Raw genomic sequence first — 15500 nt, forward strand, 5'->3', positions numbered from 1 at the left:
ATATGTCGGTAGCGATCGCGATGCGGGGCGACATAGGAGTCGTGACCCTGGACAGCCCGCCGGTGAATGCATTGGGGCGGACGTTGCGGCACGGCCTGGCGCAATGCCTGGAGCAGGTGTACGCCAGGCCGGACGTGCGGGCGCTGCTGCTGGTCAGCGCCCGTCCGGGCATTTTCTCGGCTGGCGCGGATATCAAGGAGTTCGACCAGGCAGGGTCGGACCAGGATGCCGGGCTGGCCGAACTGATAGACCGCATCGAGAACGCGCCGGTGCCCGTGGTGGCGCTGCTCGATGGCGCGGCGCTGGGCGGCGCGCTGGAGCTTGCGCTGGGGTGCCACTATCGGCTGGCGTCGCCGCGCGCCTCGCTGGGGTTGCCGGAGATCAAGCTGGGGTTGCTGCCTGGCGCCGGCGGCACGCAGCGCTTGCCGCGCCTGGTCGGCGCGCGCCAAGCCGTCGAGATGGTGCTGGGCGGCGAACCCGTGGGCGGCGAAACCGCGCTTCGGTACAAACTGGCCGATGCGCTGTTGTCTGCCGACGATACGCTGGAGCAGGCGCTGGCGTGGATGCGCAACGCGCCGGGCGGGCTGGCGCGGCGCCGCGTTGCCAGTTTGCCTGCGTTGGCGCCGGCATCGATCGCCGAGGCGGCGCGCGCGGCCGCCATCCGGCCGGTGGGCAGCGCGGCGGCGCGCGAGGCGGCGCTGGCATGCCTTGCCGCGGCACAGGGGCCGTTCGACGCCGGGCGGGCGCTGGAGCGCGAGTCGTTCGCGCGCCTGCGCGACGGGGCCGAGGCGCGGGCCTTGCGCTATGCCTTTTTTGCCGAGCGGCCGCGCCCGCCGGCCGGCGATGTGTCGGCCCGGCGCATCGAGCAGGTCGCGGTCGTGGGGGCTGGCACGATGGGCACCGGCATTGTCATCTGCCTGGCCGACGCCGGCCTGCCGGTGATCTGGCACGACGTGGACGCCGACCGGCTGGCGCAGGGGCGCGCGCAGGTATGCCAGCATTTCGAGCGCCTGGCCGCGCGCAAGCGGCTCACGTCCAGGCAGGCCGAGCAGCGTGTCGCCGCCGTCGCGACAACCGGCGAGATGGCCGGCATCGCGCAGGCCGATCTCGCCATCGAGGCGGTGTTCGAGGACATGGCGGTGAAATGCGCGGTTTTCCGCGAGCTGGACCGGGTCCTCAAGCCCGGCGCCATCCTGGGCACCAACACGTCGACGCTGGATGTCGACCGGATCGCGCACAGCACGCGGCGCCCGCAGGACGTGGTGGGGCTGCATTTCTTCAGCCCCGCGCCGGTGATGCCCTTGCTCGAGATCGTGCGCGGCGCGGCCACCCACGCCGATGTGGTGGCCGCCGCGCAAGGGCTGGCGCGGCGCTTGCGCAAGACCGCCGTGGTGGCCGGCGTGTGCGACGGTTTCATCGGCAACCGCATGTGGCATCAGTATCTGCGGCAGGCGGCCTTGATGGTGCACGAGGGCGCCATGCCCATGGAGGTCGACGCGGCGCTGCGCGACTGGGGCTTTGCCATGGGCCCGTTCCAGGTCGCCGACCTGGCGGGCCTGGATGTGGGCGACAGCATCCGCCTGCGGCAGCGCAGCGAGATGCCGCACAGGCCCTGGCCCGACTGGCTGGACCGGGTCAGCGCGGCGGGCCGCCTCGGCCTGAAAGGAGGCAGCGGGATCCATGCCTATCCGGACGGCGGCCGGCAGCCCCGGCGCGATGCCGAGGTGGAGGCCATGATTGCGGCCGCTTCGCGCGAGGCCGGAGTATCCCGCCGGGCCATTGCGGCCGACGAGATCGTCGAGCGTTGCCTGCACGCGCTCGTCGTCGAGGCCGCGCGCCTGCTGGAGGAGGGCATCGCGGCCAGCGCGACGGACGTGGACGCGGTGTTCCTGGCCGGCTATGGCTTTCCGCGCTGGCGCGGCGGCCCTTGCCACAGCGCCGACGCCATGGGCCTGCCGGCGGTGGTGGCCGGCTTGCGGCGGCGCGCCGCCACGGCGGAACCGGAATTCTGGCAACCGCCCGGCCTGCTGGCCCGCCTGGCGGCGCAGGGCGGCCGGCTGCAGGATCACGGCCAGGAGGGCGCATGAGCGACGACATCGTCATCGTATCGACCGCGCGCACGCCCATCGGCAAGGCCTATCGGGGCGCCTTCAACAATACCCATGGCGCCACCCTGGGCGGGCACGCCGTCGAGCACGCGGTGCGGCGCGCCGGGATCGAGCCGGCCGAGGTCGATGACCTCATCATGGGGTGCGGCCGCCCGGAAGGAACGGCGGGCGAGAACATCGCGCGCCAGGCCGCCTTGCGCGCCGGCCTGCCGGTCGAGGTGCCCGGCGTCACGGTGAACCGGCTTTGCTCGTCCGGGCTGCAGGCCATCGCCATGGGCGCCCAGTCCATCCTGTGCGGCAGCGCCGATATCGTGGTGGCGGGCGGGCTGGATTCGATTTCCTGCGTGCAGAACGAACACATGAATCACCACATGGAACAGGACCCCTGGCTGGCGCGGCACCAGCCGGAGATTTTCCTGCCCATGATCGATACCGCCGAAGTGATCGCCCGGCGCTACGGCATTTCGCGCCAGCGCCAGGACGAGTACGCGGCGCGCAGCCAGCAGCGCGCCGCGCAGGCGCGCGCGGCCGGCCGCATGCGCGACGAAATCGCGCCCATGCGTGTGAGCCACCTGGCGGCCGACCCGCACGGCGCGCCGCCCGTTGAAACCGAAATGCTGGTGGCCGAGGACGAAGGCGTGCGCCCCGGGACGACTTCCGAAAAACTGACCGCGCTCAAGAGCGTGCGCGAGGGCGGCTGCATTACGGCGGGCAATGCCAGCCAGCTTTCGGACGGCGCCTCGGCCTGCGTGCTGATGCGCGCGGCTGCCGCGCGGGCGCGTGGCCTGCGGCCCCTGGGCCGCTTCCGCGGCTTTGCGGTGGCGGGCTGCCGTCCCGATGAAATGGGCATCGGCCCGGTGCAGGCCGTGCCCCGCCTGCTGGCGCGCGCCGGCCTGGCGATCGGCGACATCGGCCTGTGGGAGTTGAACGAGGCGTTCGCCGTGCAGGTAATCTATTGCCGTGACCGCCTGGGCCTGCCCGATGAACGCCTGAACGTGAACGGCGGCGCCATCGCGCTGGGCCATCCCTATGGCATGTCCGGCGCGCGGCTGGTGGGGCATGCGCTGCTGGAAGGACGCGCCCGGGGCGTGCGTTATGTGGTGGTGACCATGTGCGTGGGCGGCGGCATGGGCGCCGCGGGACTATTCGAGGTGCTATGAACGGATTCGAGTTTCGGACACATGCCCGCACGCTGGCGGGCGAGGGGGCCTCGCAACGGTTGGGCGAGGCGGTCGCGGCGCAATGGGGGCCGTGCCGCATCCTGGTCGTCACGGACGAGCAGCTGGTGCGGCTGGGCCTGGTCGCGGCCCTGGCGCAAAGCCTGCGCGACGCCGGCCACACGGTCCAGGTCTACGACGGCGTGCTGGCCGATCCGCCCGAAGCGGTGGTGAGCCAGGCGATCGCGCGGGGCCGGGAAACGGACGTGCAATGCGTGATCGGCTTCGGCGGCGGCTCGTCGATGGATATCGCGAAACTGGTGGCGGCGTTCGCCGGCTCCGCGGCCGACTTTCGCGACAGCTACGGCATCGACCGCGTCGCCACGGCGCGCCTGCCGCTGGTGCAGGTGCCGACCACGGCCGGCACCGGCTCGGAAGCCACGCCCATCGCCATCGTAACCCGCGAGGACGCCTCCAAGGCGGGCATTGTCTCCCCCGTCCTGTACTGCGACATCGCCGTACTGGATGCCGCGTTGACCCGGGGCCTGCCGCCGGCCGTGACCGCCGCCACCGGCATCGACGCCATCGTGCACGCCGTCGAGGCCTATACCAGCCGGCTGCGCAAGAACCCGATCTCCGATGGCCTGGCGCGCGAGGCGTTGCGCCTGCTGTGCCGTTCCATCGGCCCCGCATGCCGCGACGGCGCCGACATGGCGGCCCGCCATGACATGTTGCTGGGCGCGATGCTGGCGGGGCAGGCGTTCGCCAATGCGCCGGTGGCGGCCGTGCATGCGCTGGCCTATCCGCTGGGCGGCGTTTTCCACGTGCCGCACGGCCTGTCCAATGCATTGATGTTCGGCGCGGTGCTGCGTTTCAACCTGCCGCAGGCCGGCGCCGCCTATGCCCAGCTTGCGCAGATCGCCTGTCCGCAGGTCGACGGCCCGCAGCAGGCGCGCGCCGAAGGATTCGTGCAGGAAATGGCCGGCCTGGGGCCGCGTCTGGGGCTGCCGCGGCGCCTGGCCGAAGTCGGGGTGGCCGAACGCGATCTGCCCATGCTCGCGCAACAGGCCATGCAGCAACAGCGTTTGCTGGTCAACAACCCCAGGGAGCTCGGCTACGACGACGCCTTGCGCCTTTACCGGGAGGCGCTGTGAACGATAGCGCGGGCCAGGCCCCGCGTCCGCAACGGTGGCAGCGGGCCGGCTTCGGCCATTTCGAGGCCATGCCGGTACGCTGGATGGATTGCGACATGTATGGGCATGTCAACAACGTCGTGTATTACGCCTACTTCGATACGGCGGTGAATCGCTACCTGGCGTCGGCCGGCCAGCTCGACCCGCAGGCGGGCGCCGTGATCGGCCTGGTCGTGGAAACGCACTGCAATTTCCACGCGCCGGCCGAGTTCCCGGAAACATTGCAGATCGGCCTGCGCGTGGCCCACGTGGGGCGCAGCAGCGTGCGCTACGAGCTGGGCGTGTTCCGCGCCGGCGACGAACTGTGCACGGCCCAGGGCCACTTCGTGCATGTCTACGTCGAGCGCGCCAGCCGCCGCCCCGTGGCGCTGCCAGCCGGCCTGCGGGCCTGCCTGGGCCGGCTGGCGGCGGCCGGGCGCGCTTGAGGCGCGCGCCGCTGGCCGCCTGCCTGCCGTCTACGTGCCGGCGCCGGCCGTCACCGCTTCGGCCACCAGCTGGGCGGTCGCGGCCGACAGCGTCCATCCGAGGTGGCCATGGCCGGTGTTGTAGAACACGCCCGGCCGCTTGCCGGGCCCGACGCGCGGCAGCATGCTGGGCAGCATGGGCCGCAGGCCCGCCCAGGGCACGACGCGGCTGGTCGAGACCTGCGGAAAATACCGGCGCACCCATGCGACCAGCGGTTCGACGCGGTCGGCGCGGATATCGCGATTGAAGCCGTTGAATTCGGCGGTGCCGGCCACCCGGAACCGGCCGGCGCCGAGCCGGCTGGTCACGATCTTGGCGCGGTCGTCCAGCAGGCTGGTCCAGGGCGCGCCGGCCTGGCTGGCCTCGTCGTCCAGGCTCACCGTGATCGAATATCCCTTGACCGGATAGATGTTGACGCGGTCGCCCACCATGCTGGCGAAGCGGCGGCTGCCCACGCCCGCGCAGATCACCACCTTGTCGTAGCGTTCGACGTCTTCGGCGGTCGTGATGGCGATGGCGCCGCCGCGATGGTCGATGCCGCTGACTGGCGTTTCGTAGCGGAATAGGGCGCCGTGCCGCGCGGCGGCCCGGGCCAGGCCAGTGGTGAACTTGTGGATGTCGCCGGTGGAGTCCGACTCGGTAAAGAAGCCGCCGTAGAAGTCGCCCTGCAGGGCCGGTTCGATGGCGCGCATTTCCTCGGGCGATACGGGCCGCCGCTCCAGCCCGCCGGCGCGCAGCAGGGCGTTGACCCGCAAGGCGCTGTCGTACTCCCGCCTGCTGGCATAGAAGTGCAGGATGCCGCGCCGCTCATGATCGAAATCGATCCGTTCGCGGGCCGCGATGTCGAACAGATGCTGGCGCGCGGCGATGGCCAGCCGCACGGTTTCTATGGTGTTGGCTTCGTAGCGGGGGATCTGGCGCAGGAACTCTCCCAGCCACGAGTACTTGTGCCAGCTGGGCCGGGGATTGAGCAGCAGCGGAGCGTCGCGCCGCAGCATCCAGCGCAGGCCCTTGAAGAGCGTGGAGCGGCTGTTCCAGACCTCGGCGTTGCTGGCCGAGAGCTGCCCGCCGTTGGCGAACGAGGTTTCCATCGCGCTATAGCGGTGGCGGTCGAACACCGTGACCTGGTGATCGCGCAAGGCGAGCGCATAGGCGGTGGTGACGCCGGTGATGCCGGCGCCGATGACGGCGATTCGAGACATGGTCGTGGTCCCAGAGGAGGTTGGCGTCTGCCGGCCATCGGAATGGCCCGGCCGCAACCCCATCTGTCCATTTACCTGAGAGCTTCACCCGTGCGCCGCTGCAAACGCGCCAGGGATCCCCTTCGGTGGGCGCCGTACCGCGCGCCACTCTCCAGATGTTCCAGCAGGTCGGTCCTTTTGCCTGAGAGTTTCCGGGGTGGTTGCTCCGTCGGCGCCGTCCGCTGGACGGTCTCTCCCGAACTGCACGTTGGTGGAACCGGCACAAGTTACAGCGATTGCGCCGGCAGGACAAGACGCGGGCGCGCATCCAAGGGGAAACCCTGGCCACGCGCGGGCGGCGCCCTCAGACCGGTTCGGCGTCCACGTCGTACGTGAAGAGCCACTCGTATCTTTCGCGTACCCGGGCCTCGCTCCATTGCTGTTCGACATAGGCGGCCGCGCCGGCCGCGTGCGCCAGCTCCGGGTTGTGGAAGCGCCTGGCGTTCTCGGCCGAGCCGCGCACCACGCGCGCCGTGCGCTCGACGCGCAGATCCTGGTAGCGGACCAGCGCCTGCCGCGCATCGGCGCGCATGCCGTCGAGGCAGCGCGCCAGCACGTAGCCGTCCTCGATGGCCATGGCCGCGCCCGAGGCCAGCATCGGCAGGGTCGGGTGGCAGGCGTCGCCCAGCAGGGTGATGCGCCCGCTGGTCCAGCGCGCCAGGGGCTCGCGCAGCATCATCGCCCACTTGAAGGGCGTATCCAGCGCATGGATCAGCGTCTGCACGTCCTCGTGCCAGCCGGCGAAATCCCGCGCGCATTCCGCGATCGTGCCCTGCTGTGTCCAGGACTCGACCTGCCAGTCGTCGCGCTCCAGGATGCCGACGAAGTTCACCAGTTCGCCGCGGCGCAGCGGGTAGTGGATGACATGGGCGCCGGGGCCGACCCAGTTGACGGCATACGGCTCGCGCAAATGCGGCGGCAGCTTGTGCGCCGGGATGACGCCGCGCCAGGCCAGCGCGCCGGAGAAGCGCGCCTGGTCCTGGCCATGCAGGGCGGCGCGCACGCGCGAGTGCACGCCATCGGCGCCCACCAGGATATCGGCCTGGCGCGTGCTGCCGTCGGCCAGCGTGACGCTGGCCGCGGCATCGTCCTGCGCGACGCTCTCGACCCGGGCGCCCAGTTCGATGGCCTGCGGATCGCGCGCCAGCACGGCTTCGGCCAGCACGCGGTGCAGGTCGGCGCGGTAGATGGTCAGGTACGGGTAGCCATAGCGTTCGACGGACTGCGCGCCCAGGTCGAACAGCGGCCAGGTCTGGCCGGTGTTCCACAGGCGGATGCGCTTGCCGGACGCCGGGCTGGCCACCTGTTCCAGGGCCGCGCCCAGGCCCAGCTGGTACAGCACGCGGTTGGCGTTGGCGCTGAGCTGGATGCCCGCGCCCAGTTCGCGCAGCTGCGCGGCTTGTTCCAGCACGCGGACCTGGAAACCGCGCGCCTGCAGGGCCAGCGCGGCGGTCAGGCCGCCCAGGCCGGCGCCGGCGATCAGGATCCGGGGGGAGGAGGTGTCGGGCATCGTGGGTTGTCCTTCTGTGTCGCGTATGCGTAGGCGCGGTTACTGGGGCTTGACGCCCGCGCTGCGGACCACGCCGGTCCATTTGTCGAGGTCGGCGCGGATCGCCTGGGCGAACTCCTGCGGGGTGTCGCCGACCGGCTCCAGGCCCAGCGCGCTGAGCTGCTTGATGACCTCGGGATCCTTGGCGGCGGCGGCCAGCGCGTCGGTCAGGGCCTGCACCGCCGGCGCGGGGGTGCCGGCCGGCGCCAGCAGGCCGAACCAGGAGTAGGCCTCGAAGGGCTTGCCGATCGTCTCCGCGACGGTGGGCACCTCGGGCAGGCCGCTGTAGCGCTGGCTGCCGGTGACGGCGTAGGCGCGCAGCTTGCCGGCGCGGATCTGCGGCGTCAGCAGCGTGACCGTATCGAAGAACAGGTCGACCTGGCCGCCCATGACGTCGGTCAGGGCCGGCGCGCCGCCGCGGTAGGGCACGTGCAGCATGCGGGCGCCGGCCTCGCTCTTGAACATCTCGGCGGTCAGGTGGCCGATGGAGCCGGTGCCGGCCGAGGCCACGCTCAGGTCATGGTTCTTGGCGTAGTCGCGCAGCTGGCCGATGTCCTTGGGGCCCAGGTCGGGGCGGCTGACCAGGATCAGCGGGCCGCGCACGGCCATGCCGATGGGCGTGAAGGACTTGATCGGGTCGTACTGCAGGTTGGTGTAGAGGGCCGGCGCGACCACGATGCTGCTGGTGCCGCCCCACAGCAGGGTGTAGCCGTCGGGCTTGGCGCGGGTGACCACGGTGGTGCCGACGCTGCCGCCGGCGCCGGCGCGGTTCTCGACGATGACGGGCTGGCCCAGCTTGTCGGCCATGACGGCGCCGAACAGGCGCGCGCTGGTGTCGGTCGGGCCGCCGGGCGGGAAGGGCACGACCAGGGTCACGGGCTTGGCGGGGAACGTCTCGGCGGCCGCCGGCGCGGCCGGGCCCAGGGCCAGGCTGGCGGTGGCGGCCAGCGCCAGCACGGCGCGCAGCGTCATGGTCAAAGCGGGCGAACTCGTCATGTCTCGTCTCCTGTGTCTCTAGTGGCAATGAGGCCTCGCATGGGCCGATGGGCTTATTTCACCGCATCGGATTAAATAAGTAAAAGAACAATATTGGATAAATTGACAAGCATTGCTTGTTAATATGAATGCCTGTTTCCCCCCCGGCCGGCCGACCATGAACTTCTCCTTTCGCCAGATGCGCGCCTTTCTCGCGGTGGCGCGCCATGCCAGTTTCACCAAGGCGGCCGAACAGCTGCACATCTCGCAGGCCGGGCTGAGCGCCATGGTGCGCGACCTGGAAACGCAGCTGGGCAGCCGGCTGTTCGAGCGCACCACGCGCGCGGTCCGCCTGACGCCGGCGGGCCAGAGCCTGCTGCCGGTGGCGCAGCGCGCGGTGCAGGACCTGGGCGCGGCGGTGGCGCAACTGGGGGCCCTGGGCGCCGGCGGACGTGACCGCCTGCGCATCGGCGTGACGCCGTTGATCGCCTGCAGCGTGATCCCGGATGTGCTCAAGCGTTTCCAGGCGCTGGCGCCGCAGGTGCGCGTGGAAGTGATGGACCTGGATCGCAGCCTGATCGCCGCCCGGGTGGAAAGCGGCGACCTGGACGCCGGCTTCGGCGCCTTCTTCACGCGCGCGGCCGGCATACGGCGGCAAACCGTTTTCCCGGCCCGGCTGGCGCTGGCCGTGCCGCGCGTGGAGGGCGAGCGGCGCCGGTCGGTGCGCTGGCCCCAGATCGACCGCGACGGGCTGATCGCCTTGCCCGACGAGAATCCGATCCAGCGCCTGGTCAACCGGCACCTGGGCGTGCAGGGCGATGCGCCGGCGCGCGTGGTCACGCACCTGGAAACGGTATTGGCCATGGTCGAGGCGGGGCTGGGCCAGGCTGTGGTGCCGTCGTTCGCCGCGGTGGCGCGCCGGCGCTGGCGCGTCAGCCTGGTGCCGGTGGCGCCGCGCGTGGCGGTCGATTACTACTGCATCATGCGGGCCGGGCAGGGGGATGGCGAGCGCATCGACGCTTTCGCGCAATGCTTCGGCTCGGTGGCGGCCGAACACATGGGCGCCACGGCCGCGCGCTAGATGCGGGCTTGCGCCGTGCGCCGCGACAGCGCCTCGGCGGCTTGCTTGCGCTCGCTGTAGCGATCGACCAGGTACGGCGACGCGTCGCGCGTGAGCAAGGTGAACTTCATCAGCTCCTCGGCCACGTCGACCACCCGGTCATAGTAAGGCGAAGGCTGCATGCGTCCCGCCTCGTCGAACTCCTGGTAGGCCTTGGCCACCGACGATTGGTTCGGGATGGTCAGCATGCGCATCCAGCGGCCCAGCACCCGCATCTGGTTCACGGCGTTGAATGACTGGGATCCCCCCGATACCTGCATGACCGCCAGCGTCTTGCCCTGGGTCGGGCGCACCGCGCCCATCGACAGCGGGATCCAGTCGATCTGCGTCTTCATCAGGCCGCTCATGGCGCCGTGCCGCTCCGGCGAACTCCAGATCATGCCTTCGGCCCACCGGACCAGCTCATGCAGCTCACGGACCTTGGGATGGTCCTCGCTGGCGTCGTCGACCAGCGGCAGCCCGGACGGGTTGAACAGCCGGGTCTCGCCGCCCAGCGCCCGGAGCAGCCGCGCGGCTTCCTCCGCGACCAGGCGGCTGTAGGAGCGCTCGCGCAACGACCCATACAGCAGCAGGAAGCGCGGGGCATGCGTGGCGCGCCCGGGCGGGAACAGCTCGGCCGCGCTCGGCTGCTTGAACCGTGACGGATCGATATTGGGCAGATCGGCGAGAACCTCAGACACGGTTGCCGTCCGCATCGATGACGGGCTGCCCGTCCTCCTTGTCGAAGGCGCCGCGCTGGGGCCGGGACAGGAGATCCAGAACGGTTTCCGACGGCCGGCACAGACGCGTTCCCAGTGGGGTTGTCACGATGGGGCGATTGATCAGGATCGGGTACTGGAGCATGAAATCGATCAGCTGCTCGTCTGTCCATTTCGGATCCGACAAACCGAGCTCGTCGTAAGGCGTGCCCTTTTTCCTGAGCAGGTCGCGCACCGGCATCCCCATGGCGACGATCAACGACCGCAGCGTTGCGGCGTCGGGCGGCGTCTTCAGATATTCGATGATGGCCGGCTCCTCGCCGCTGTTGCGAATCAGCCCGAGCACATTGCGCGATGTCGCGCAGGCCGGGTTGTGATAGATCGTGATGGAAGTCATGACACACCTCTGTTGATGCAAGACTAGGGCTTGATTGGGTCGGGCCGCGCGCGCAGCACGAGCAGCGCGGCGCAGGCCGCCAGGCCTATGCCCCCGGATAGCCACAAAGCGTTGGCGCGCCAGGCGTCCAGCGCCAGGCCGAAGAGAAACGGCGCCAGCGCCTGCGCGACCCGCGCCGGCATCATCAGCCAGCCTTGGCGCGCGCCATAGCCCCGGGGGCCGAACAGCGCCAGCGGCAACGTGCCTTTGGCGATGGTCAGGATGCCGTTGCCCGCCCCATGCAGGATGGCGAACAGCGGGGCCAGCGCCGGGCCGGCGGCCAACAGCACGGCAACGCCGGCCGGATGCGCCAGGGCCGCCAGGCGCGCCGACAGCAAAGGATGAACATGCCGCAGCAAGCCGAACTCGAGCAGGCGGCCGGCCACTTGCGCGGGACCGATGAGCGCGCCCACGGCCACGGCGGCCGCGAGCGTGGCGCCCGTGGCTTGCAGCATGCGCGGCAAGTGGGTGGCCATCGCGGTGCTGATGAACCACGTCGCCGCGAACACGAAGGCGAGCAGGGCGGTGGCCAGCCCCTGCGGTCCCGGCCGCGCAGCAGGGAGGGTCCCCTCCTGCGCGGCCGGGGCATCCGGGCTTGGCGTCTCGGCGGCAACGGCTTTGGGAAGCCAGGCGTTCAACGGCAGGCCGATCATCAAATGCAAGGCCGCCCAGCCCAGGCATGCGCCGCGCCAGCCGAACAGCGTCTCCATCCAGGCGGAAAGCGGCCAGCCAACGGTGCTGGCGAAACCGGCGATCAGCGTGATTCCGGTGATGGCCCCGCGGGCGTGATGGCCATAAAGGCGTACCAGGCTGGAGAAGGCGGCCTCGTAGAGGCCGGCGCCCATCGCCACGCCCATGACGAGCCAGGCGGCAACCATCGTCCACAGGCCCTGGGCGGCGCCGAGCATGCCCAGCCCGAGGGCAAACAACAGACTGGTGCCGGCCAGGACCATACGGCCGCCGTGGCGGTCGATCGCCAGTCCCGTCCATGGCCCGATCAACGCCGATGCGACCAGGGCGGCGGAGAACGCCGCATAGACCGTCGGCGTGGACACGCCCAGGTCGCGAGCCATCGGATCCGCCAGCATCGCCGGCAGATAGTACGAGGAGGCCCAGGCCAGCGTCTGGGCGGTTCCCAGGATCCCGACGACGCGAACCGGTGCGCCTGGCATGGATCAGGCCCGCCTGGCGCCGGCGTCGCAACCGGCTGTGTTCTTTCGGGAATCGGACACCTCGCAGGTCGCGCCCTGGCAGCAGTGTTCGGTGAGATAGCCGAGCAATGCATTCATCCGGAAGAAATCGGCGCGGTAGATCAGATTGCGGCCCTGTTGCTCGACGCTGACCAGGCCGGCGTGCGCCAGCTCCTTCAGGTGAAAGGACAGCGCATTGCGGGCGATGCCGAGCCCGTCGGCCATGACGCTGGGCGTGAGCCCCGCCGGGCCCGCGACGACAAGGGCGCGAAACACGCTCAGGCGTTGCGCATGGGCCAGGGCGCCGAGGGAGGAAACGGCTTGTTCTGCATTCATGCCGAAATAATACAATGATTCTTGAATCATTGAATAGTCATGATGGGCTGCGCCGAATTGCCGGCCCGGGCGGGGCAGGTGGGCGGGCGAACGGCCTGGCGGCCGCGCCGTGGATCGGGAATCCTTGTCGCAGCATAAGAAATCCTTGCTTGTCGCTCGCGGGGTTCGCCGGTGTAATTCGTCGGGGCAGGCATTGCCGAATCCGGCCCCAACGCAGACGCGCACAGGGCAGCTCAATCGAGGAAGAAATGCACGACGAACAGGCACTTGATCTTGTCATCCGCGGCGGATTGCTCATGGACGGGCATGGCGGCGCGCCCCGGGTTGCCGACATCGGGGTGCGCGGCGCCCTGATCGCCGAGATCGGCGACATCGCGCCGGGCGCGGCCGCCGAGATCGACGCGCGCGGCAAGATCGTCACGCCAGGCTTCGTCGACATCCATACGCACTACGACGGGCAGATCATCTGGAATTCCCGCCTGGCTCCATCCAGCTGGCACGGCGTGACCACGGTGGTGATGGGCAACTGCGGGGTCGGGTTCGCGCCGGTGCGCGCGGCCGATCGCGGCAATCTGATCGAGCTGATGGAAGGCGTGGAAGACATCCCCGGCATCGCGCTGCACGAAGGGCTGGACTGGGCCTGGGAGACGTTTCCCGACTTCCTGCGCGCGACCGAACGGATCGAGCACGACATCGATTTCTGCGCGCAACTGCCGCACGCGGCGCTGCGCGTGTACGTCATGGGCGAGCGCGCGCTGCGGCTCGAGATGGCCACGCCCGAGGACATCGCGCGGATGCGCAGCCTGGCGGCCGAGGCCATGCGCCATGGCGCGATCGGCTTCTCGACTTCGCGCTCGATCAATCACCGCTCGGTCACCGGCGACCCGATGCCGTCGCTGCGCGCGGCCGAGGAAGAGCTGACCGGCATCGCCATGGGGCTGGCCGATGCCGGCGGCGGCGTGCTGGAGATCATCATCGACTTCGACGATCCGGACATGCTGGAGGCCGAGTTCGGCATGATGCGCCGCCTGGTGGAGAAATCCGGCCGGCCGCTGTCGTTCTCGCTGATGCAGAAGCACGGCAACAAGGACGGGTGGCGCCGGCTGCTGGCCCTGACGGCGCAGGCGGCGGCCGACGGCCTGCCCATCCGCGCGCAGGTCGCGCCGCGCGGGGTAGGCGTGCTGCTGGGGCTGCAGGGCAGCCGCAATGTCTTCTCGGACTGCGCCAGCTACAAGGCCATCGCCCAGCTTGCGCTGGATGAACGGGTGCGCCGCATGCGGGACCCGGCCTTGCGCGCGCAGCTGCTGCGCGAACTGCGCGAGAGCCAGGATACGCCGCTGGGCAAGCGCCTGAACGAGTTCGACAACATCTTTCCGCTGGGCAACCCGCCGTGCTACGACCCGGGCCCGGAACGCTCGATCGCGGCGCTGGCCCGGCGCGCCGGCGCCGATCCGGCCGAGCTGGCCTACGACTGCCTGCTCGAGGAAGACGGCAAGGCGCTGCTGTTCTCGCCATTCGCGAACTATGCCGACCAGAACCTGGACGCCTGCGCGCAAATGCTTGCCGACCCGAACACGGTCATCGGCCTGGGCGACGGCGGCGCGCACGTGGCGCTGATCTCCGACGCCAGCTTCCCGACCTTCCTGCTCAAGCATTGGGGCGGGGGAGCAGGGCGGCCGGCCTTCGATCTGCCGTGGCTGGTCAAGCGCCAGACGGCGGACACCGCGCGGGCCGTCGGCCTGCATGACCGCGGCGTGCTGGAGGTCGGCAAGAAGGCGGACATCAACGTCATCGACCCCGCGACGATAGATCCCGGCGTGCCCGTCATGAACATGGACCTGCCGGCCGGCAAGGGCCGCTACCTGCAAAAGCCCAGCGGCTACGTGGCGACCATCGTGTCCGGCGTGGTGGTCTACCGCGACGCCGCGGCCACCGGCGCGCTGCCGGGCAGGCTGGTGCGCATGGCGGCCGAGCCCGCGGCCGCCTGATCGCGCCGTCACAGCGCGGCCGGCGACGGCCCACGAACAATAAACAAGGAGGAGAAGACCATGATGAAAGGCATCTGTGCAGCGTTTGCGTTCGCCGCGCTTGCGGCTTCCTGGCAGGGCCCGGCCCAGGCCGCGTTTCCCGACCAGCCCATCAAGCTGGTGGTGCCCTTCGCGCCGGGCGCCACGATCGGCCCGCTCGCGCAGCTGGTGTCCGAGCAACTGTCCAGCGACCTGGGCACGCCGGTGTACACCGAGTTCAAGACCGGCGCCGGCGGCAACATCGGCGCCGATATCGTGGCCAAGTCGCCGGGCGACGGCTATACGCTGCTGCTGGGCACGATCAGCATCCTGACCATCAATCCGTCGCTGTACCCGGACTTGCCGTTCGATCCGGTCAAGGACTTCAAGCCGGTGTCGATGCTGGTCACCACGCAGAACATCCTGGTCGTCAACCCCGAGAGCAAGATCCAATCGGTGGCGGATCTGGCCGACTATGCCAGGCAACATCCTGGCCAGGCCACCTTCGGCTCGTCCGGCACCGGCAGCACCATGCACCTGGCGGGCGAACTGTTCAGCACCACGGCGCAGGTCAAGATGACGCACGTCCCGTACCGCGGCGGCGGACCGGCCAGGTCGGACCTGCTGGGCGGGCGGCTGACGCTGATGTTCAGCGACCTGAGCGCGGTCCCCATGGTGCAGGCCGGCAAGCTGCGCGCGCTGGCCGTGACCGGGTCACAGCGCGACGGCCGCATCCCCGATATCCCGACCATGCAGGAAAGCGGCATGAAAGGCTTCGATGTCGAACCCTGGTATGGCCTGGTGGCGCCCGCGGGCACGCCCGACGCGGTCATCGCCAGGCTCAACGCCAGCGTGCGCAAGGTGTTCGACAAGCAGCAGGTGCGCGACGCGCTGCAGAACATCGGCCTGCGGCCGGCCAGCGACCTGTCGGTGGCGTACATGGCCGGCAAGATCGACAGCGACCTGGGCAAGTGGGCGCCCATCGTCAAATCGGTCGACATGAAAACCAACTGATGAGCGGCCCGG

The 15500-nt window shown here is 70.2% G+C and carries 14 protein-coding genes and 1 riboswitch; of the genes, 7 read left to right on the forward strand and 7 right to left on the reverse strand.

Annotation, left to right across the window (positions count from 1 at the left end):
- Nucleotides 1–2: 2 nt before the first annotated feature.
- The 4 genes from EL288_RS11940 to EL288_RS11955 are packed head-to-tail and all read left to right on the forward strand — an operon-like array spanning nucleotide 3 to nucleotide 4883.
- Nucleotides 3–2087 (forward strand): 3-hydroxyacyl-CoA dehydrogenase NAD-binding domain-containing protein, encoded by a 2085-nt coding sequence (locus EL288_RS11940; protein WP_033459398.1) that lies wholly within the window; start codon nucleotides 3–5, stop codon nucleotides 2085–2087.
- Nucleotides 2084–3268, forward strand: coding sequence for an acetyl-CoA C-acyltransferase (locus EL288_RS11945; protein ID WP_033459397.1), 1185 nt, complete (start codon nucleotides 2084–2086; stop codon nucleotides 3266–3268). The genes EL288_RS11940 and EL288_RS11945 overlap by 4 nt, the downstream gene beginning before the upstream one ends.
- On the forward strand, nucleotides 3265–4419 hold the full coding sequence (locus EL288_RS11950; RefSeq protein ID WP_010926638.1) for an iron-containing alcohol dehydrogenase: 1155 nt from the start codon (nucleotides 3265–3267) through the stop codon (nucleotides 4417–4419). The genes EL288_RS11945 and EL288_RS11950 overlap by 4 nt, the downstream gene beginning before the upstream one ends.
- A complete protein-coding gene (locus tag EL288_RS11955) occupies nucleotides 4416–4883 on the forward strand; it encodes an acyl-CoA thioesterase (RefSeq protein WP_003811480.1) in 468 nt (155 codons plus the stop codon). Before EL288_RS11950 ends, EL288_RS11955 begins: the two co-directional genes overlap by 4 nt.
- 30 nt (nucleotides 4884–4913) lie before the next feature.
- Here EL288_RS11955 and EL288_RS11960 read toward each other — a convergent pair whose 3' ends face one another.
- The 3 genes from EL288_RS11960 to EL288_RS11970 all read right to left on the reverse strand — a co-directional run bounded on the left by EL288_RS11960 (nucleotide 4914) and on the right by EL288_RS11970 (nucleotide 8709).
- Nucleotides 4914–6125, reverse strand: a complete 1212-nt coding sequence (locus tag EL288_RS11960) for a D-amino acid dehydrogenase (RefSeq protein ID WP_003811478.1) — start codon at nucleotides 6123–6125, stop codon at nucleotides 4914–4916.
- A 159-nt stretch (nucleotides 6126–6284) separates the two neighbouring features.
- Nucleotides 6285–6373: riboswitch (glycine riboswitch) on the reverse strand.
- Nucleotides 6374–6468: 95 nt separating this feature from the next.
- Nucleotides 6469–7674, reverse strand: a complete 1206-nt coding sequence (locus tag EL288_RS11965; protein ID WP_033459396.1) for an FAD-dependent monooxygenase — start codon at nucleotides 7672–7674, stop codon at nucleotides 6469–6471.
- A 39-nt stretch (nucleotides 7675–7713) separates the two neighbouring features.
- Nucleotides 7714–8709 carry a Bug family tripartite tricarboxylate transporter substrate binding protein gene (locus EL288_RS11970; protein ID WP_003811475.1) on the reverse strand — a complete coding sequence of 332 codons (996 nt, stop codon included), beginning with the start codon at nucleotides 8707–8709 and terminating at the stop codon, nucleotides 7714–7716.
- A gap of 157 nt (nucleotides 8710–8866) precedes the next feature.
- On the opposite strand from EL288_RS11970, the gene EL288_RS11975 reads away from it, so the two are divergent.
- The gene (locus EL288_RS11975; RefSeq protein ID WP_003811472.1) at nucleotides 8867–9769 is read left to right on the forward strand and encodes a LysR family transcriptional regulator; all 903 of its coding nucleotides are present in this window, start codon (nucleotides 8867–8869) and stop codon (nucleotides 9767–9769) included.
- Here the strand turns inward: EL288_RS11975 and arsH are convergent.
- Genes arsH through EL288_RS11995 form a run of 4 tightly spaced genes read right to left on the reverse strand, consistent with a single transcriptional unit; the run spans nucleotide 9766 to nucleotide 12498 of the window.
- Nucleotides 9766–10488 (reverse strand): arsenical resistance protein ArsH, encoded by a 723-nt coding sequence (arsH, locus tag EL288_RS11980; RefSeq protein WP_003811471.1) that lies wholly within the window; start codon nucleotides 10486–10488, stop codon nucleotides 9766–9768. The two genes, EL288_RS11975 and arsH, sit on opposite strands and share 4 nt — an antisense overlap.
- A complete protein-coding gene (gene arsC, locus EL288_RS11985) occupies nucleotides 10481–10903 on the reverse strand; it encodes an arsenate reductase (glutaredoxin) (RefSeq protein ID WP_033459395.1) in 423 nt (140 codons plus the stop codon). Before arsC ends, arsH begins: the two co-directional genes overlap by 8 nt.
- Before the next feature lie 23 nt (nucleotides 10904–10926).
- On the reverse strand, nucleotides 10927–12114 hold the full coding sequence (locus tag EL288_RS11990) for an MFS transporter (RefSeq protein ID WP_014905835.1): 1188 nt from the start codon (nucleotides 12112–12114) through the stop codon (nucleotides 10927–10929).
- A gap of 3 nt (nucleotides 12115–12117) precedes the next feature.
- A complete protein-coding gene (locus EL288_RS11995) occupies nucleotides 12118–12498 on the reverse strand; it encodes an ArsR/SmtB family transcription factor (RefSeq protein WP_003811464.1) in 381 nt (126 codons plus the stop codon).
- A gap of 218 nt (nucleotides 12499–12716) precedes the next feature.
- On the opposite strand from EL288_RS11995, the gene EL288_RS12000 reads away from it, so the two are divergent.
- The gene (locus tag EL288_RS12000; RefSeq protein WP_010926642.1) at nucleotides 12717–14456 is read left to right on the forward strand and encodes an N-acyl-D-amino-acid deacylase family protein; all 1740 of its coding nucleotides are present in this window, start codon (nucleotides 12717–12719) and stop codon (nucleotides 14454–14456) included.
- Nucleotides 14457–14516: 60 nt separating this feature from the next.
- Nucleotides 14517–15488 (forward strand): Bug family tripartite tricarboxylate transporter substrate binding protein, encoded by a 972-nt coding sequence (locus tag EL288_RS12005; RefSeq protein WP_003817440.1) that lies wholly within the window; start codon nucleotides 14517–14519, stop codon nucleotides 15486–15488.
- Nucleotides 15489–15500: the final 12 nt, after the last annotated feature.

Origin of the sequence: Bordetella bronchiseptica (assembly GCF_900636925.1) — a bacterium.
GTDB lineage: Bacteria > Pseudomonadota > Gammaproteobacteria > Burkholderiales > Burkholderiaceae_B > Bordetella > Bordetella pertussis.

Bases quoted from the DNA above. Each gene is read 5' to 3' on its own strand.
- EL288_RS11995 (WP_003811464.1), bottom strand. From the start codon at position 12,498: ATGATTCAAGAATCATTGTATTATTTCGGCATGAATGCAGAACAAGCC.
- EL288_RS11970 (WP_003811475.1), bottom strand. From the start codon at position 8,709: ATGACGAGTTCGCCCGCTTTGACCATGACGCTGCGCGCCGTGCTGGCG.
- EL288_RS12000 (WP_010926642.1), top strand. From the start codon at position 12,717: ATGCACGACGAACAGGCACTTGATCTTGTCATCCGCGGCGGATTGCTC.
- EL288_RS11950 (WP_010926638.1), top strand. From the start codon at position 3,265: ATGAACGGATTCGAGTTTCGGACACATGCCCGCACGCTGGCGGGCGAG.
- EL288_RS11940 (WP_033459398.1), top strand. From the start codon at position 3: ATGTCGGTAGCGATCGCGATGCGGGGCGACATAGGAGTCGTGACCCTG.
- EL288_RS11965 (WP_033459396.1), bottom strand. From the start codon at position 7,674: ATGCCCGACACCTCCTCCCCCCGGATCCTGATCGCCGGCGCCGGCCTG.
- EL288_RS11945 (WP_033459397.1), top strand. From the start codon at position 2,084: ATGAGCGACGACATCGTCATCGTATCGACCGCGCGCACGCCCATCGGC.
- arsC (WP_033459395.1), bottom strand. From the start codon at position 10,903: ATGACTTCCATCACGATCTATCACAACCCGGCCTGCGCGACATCGCGC.
- EL288_RS11990 (WP_014905835.1), bottom strand. From the start codon at position 12,114: ATGCCAGGCGCACCGGTTCGCGTCGTCGGGATCCTGGGAACCGCCCAG.
- EL288_RS11960 (WP_003811478.1), bottom strand. From the start codon at position 6,125: ATGTCTCGAATCGCCGTCATCGGCGCCGGCATCACCGGCGTCACCACC.
- EL288_RS12005 (WP_003817440.1), top strand. From the start codon at position 14,517: ATGATGAAAGGCATCTGTGCAGCGTTTGCGTTCGCCGCGCTTGCGGCT.
- EL288_RS11975 (WP_003811472.1), top strand. From the start codon at position 8,867: ATGAACTTCTCCTTTCGCCAGATGCGCGCCTTTCTCGCGGTGGCGCGC.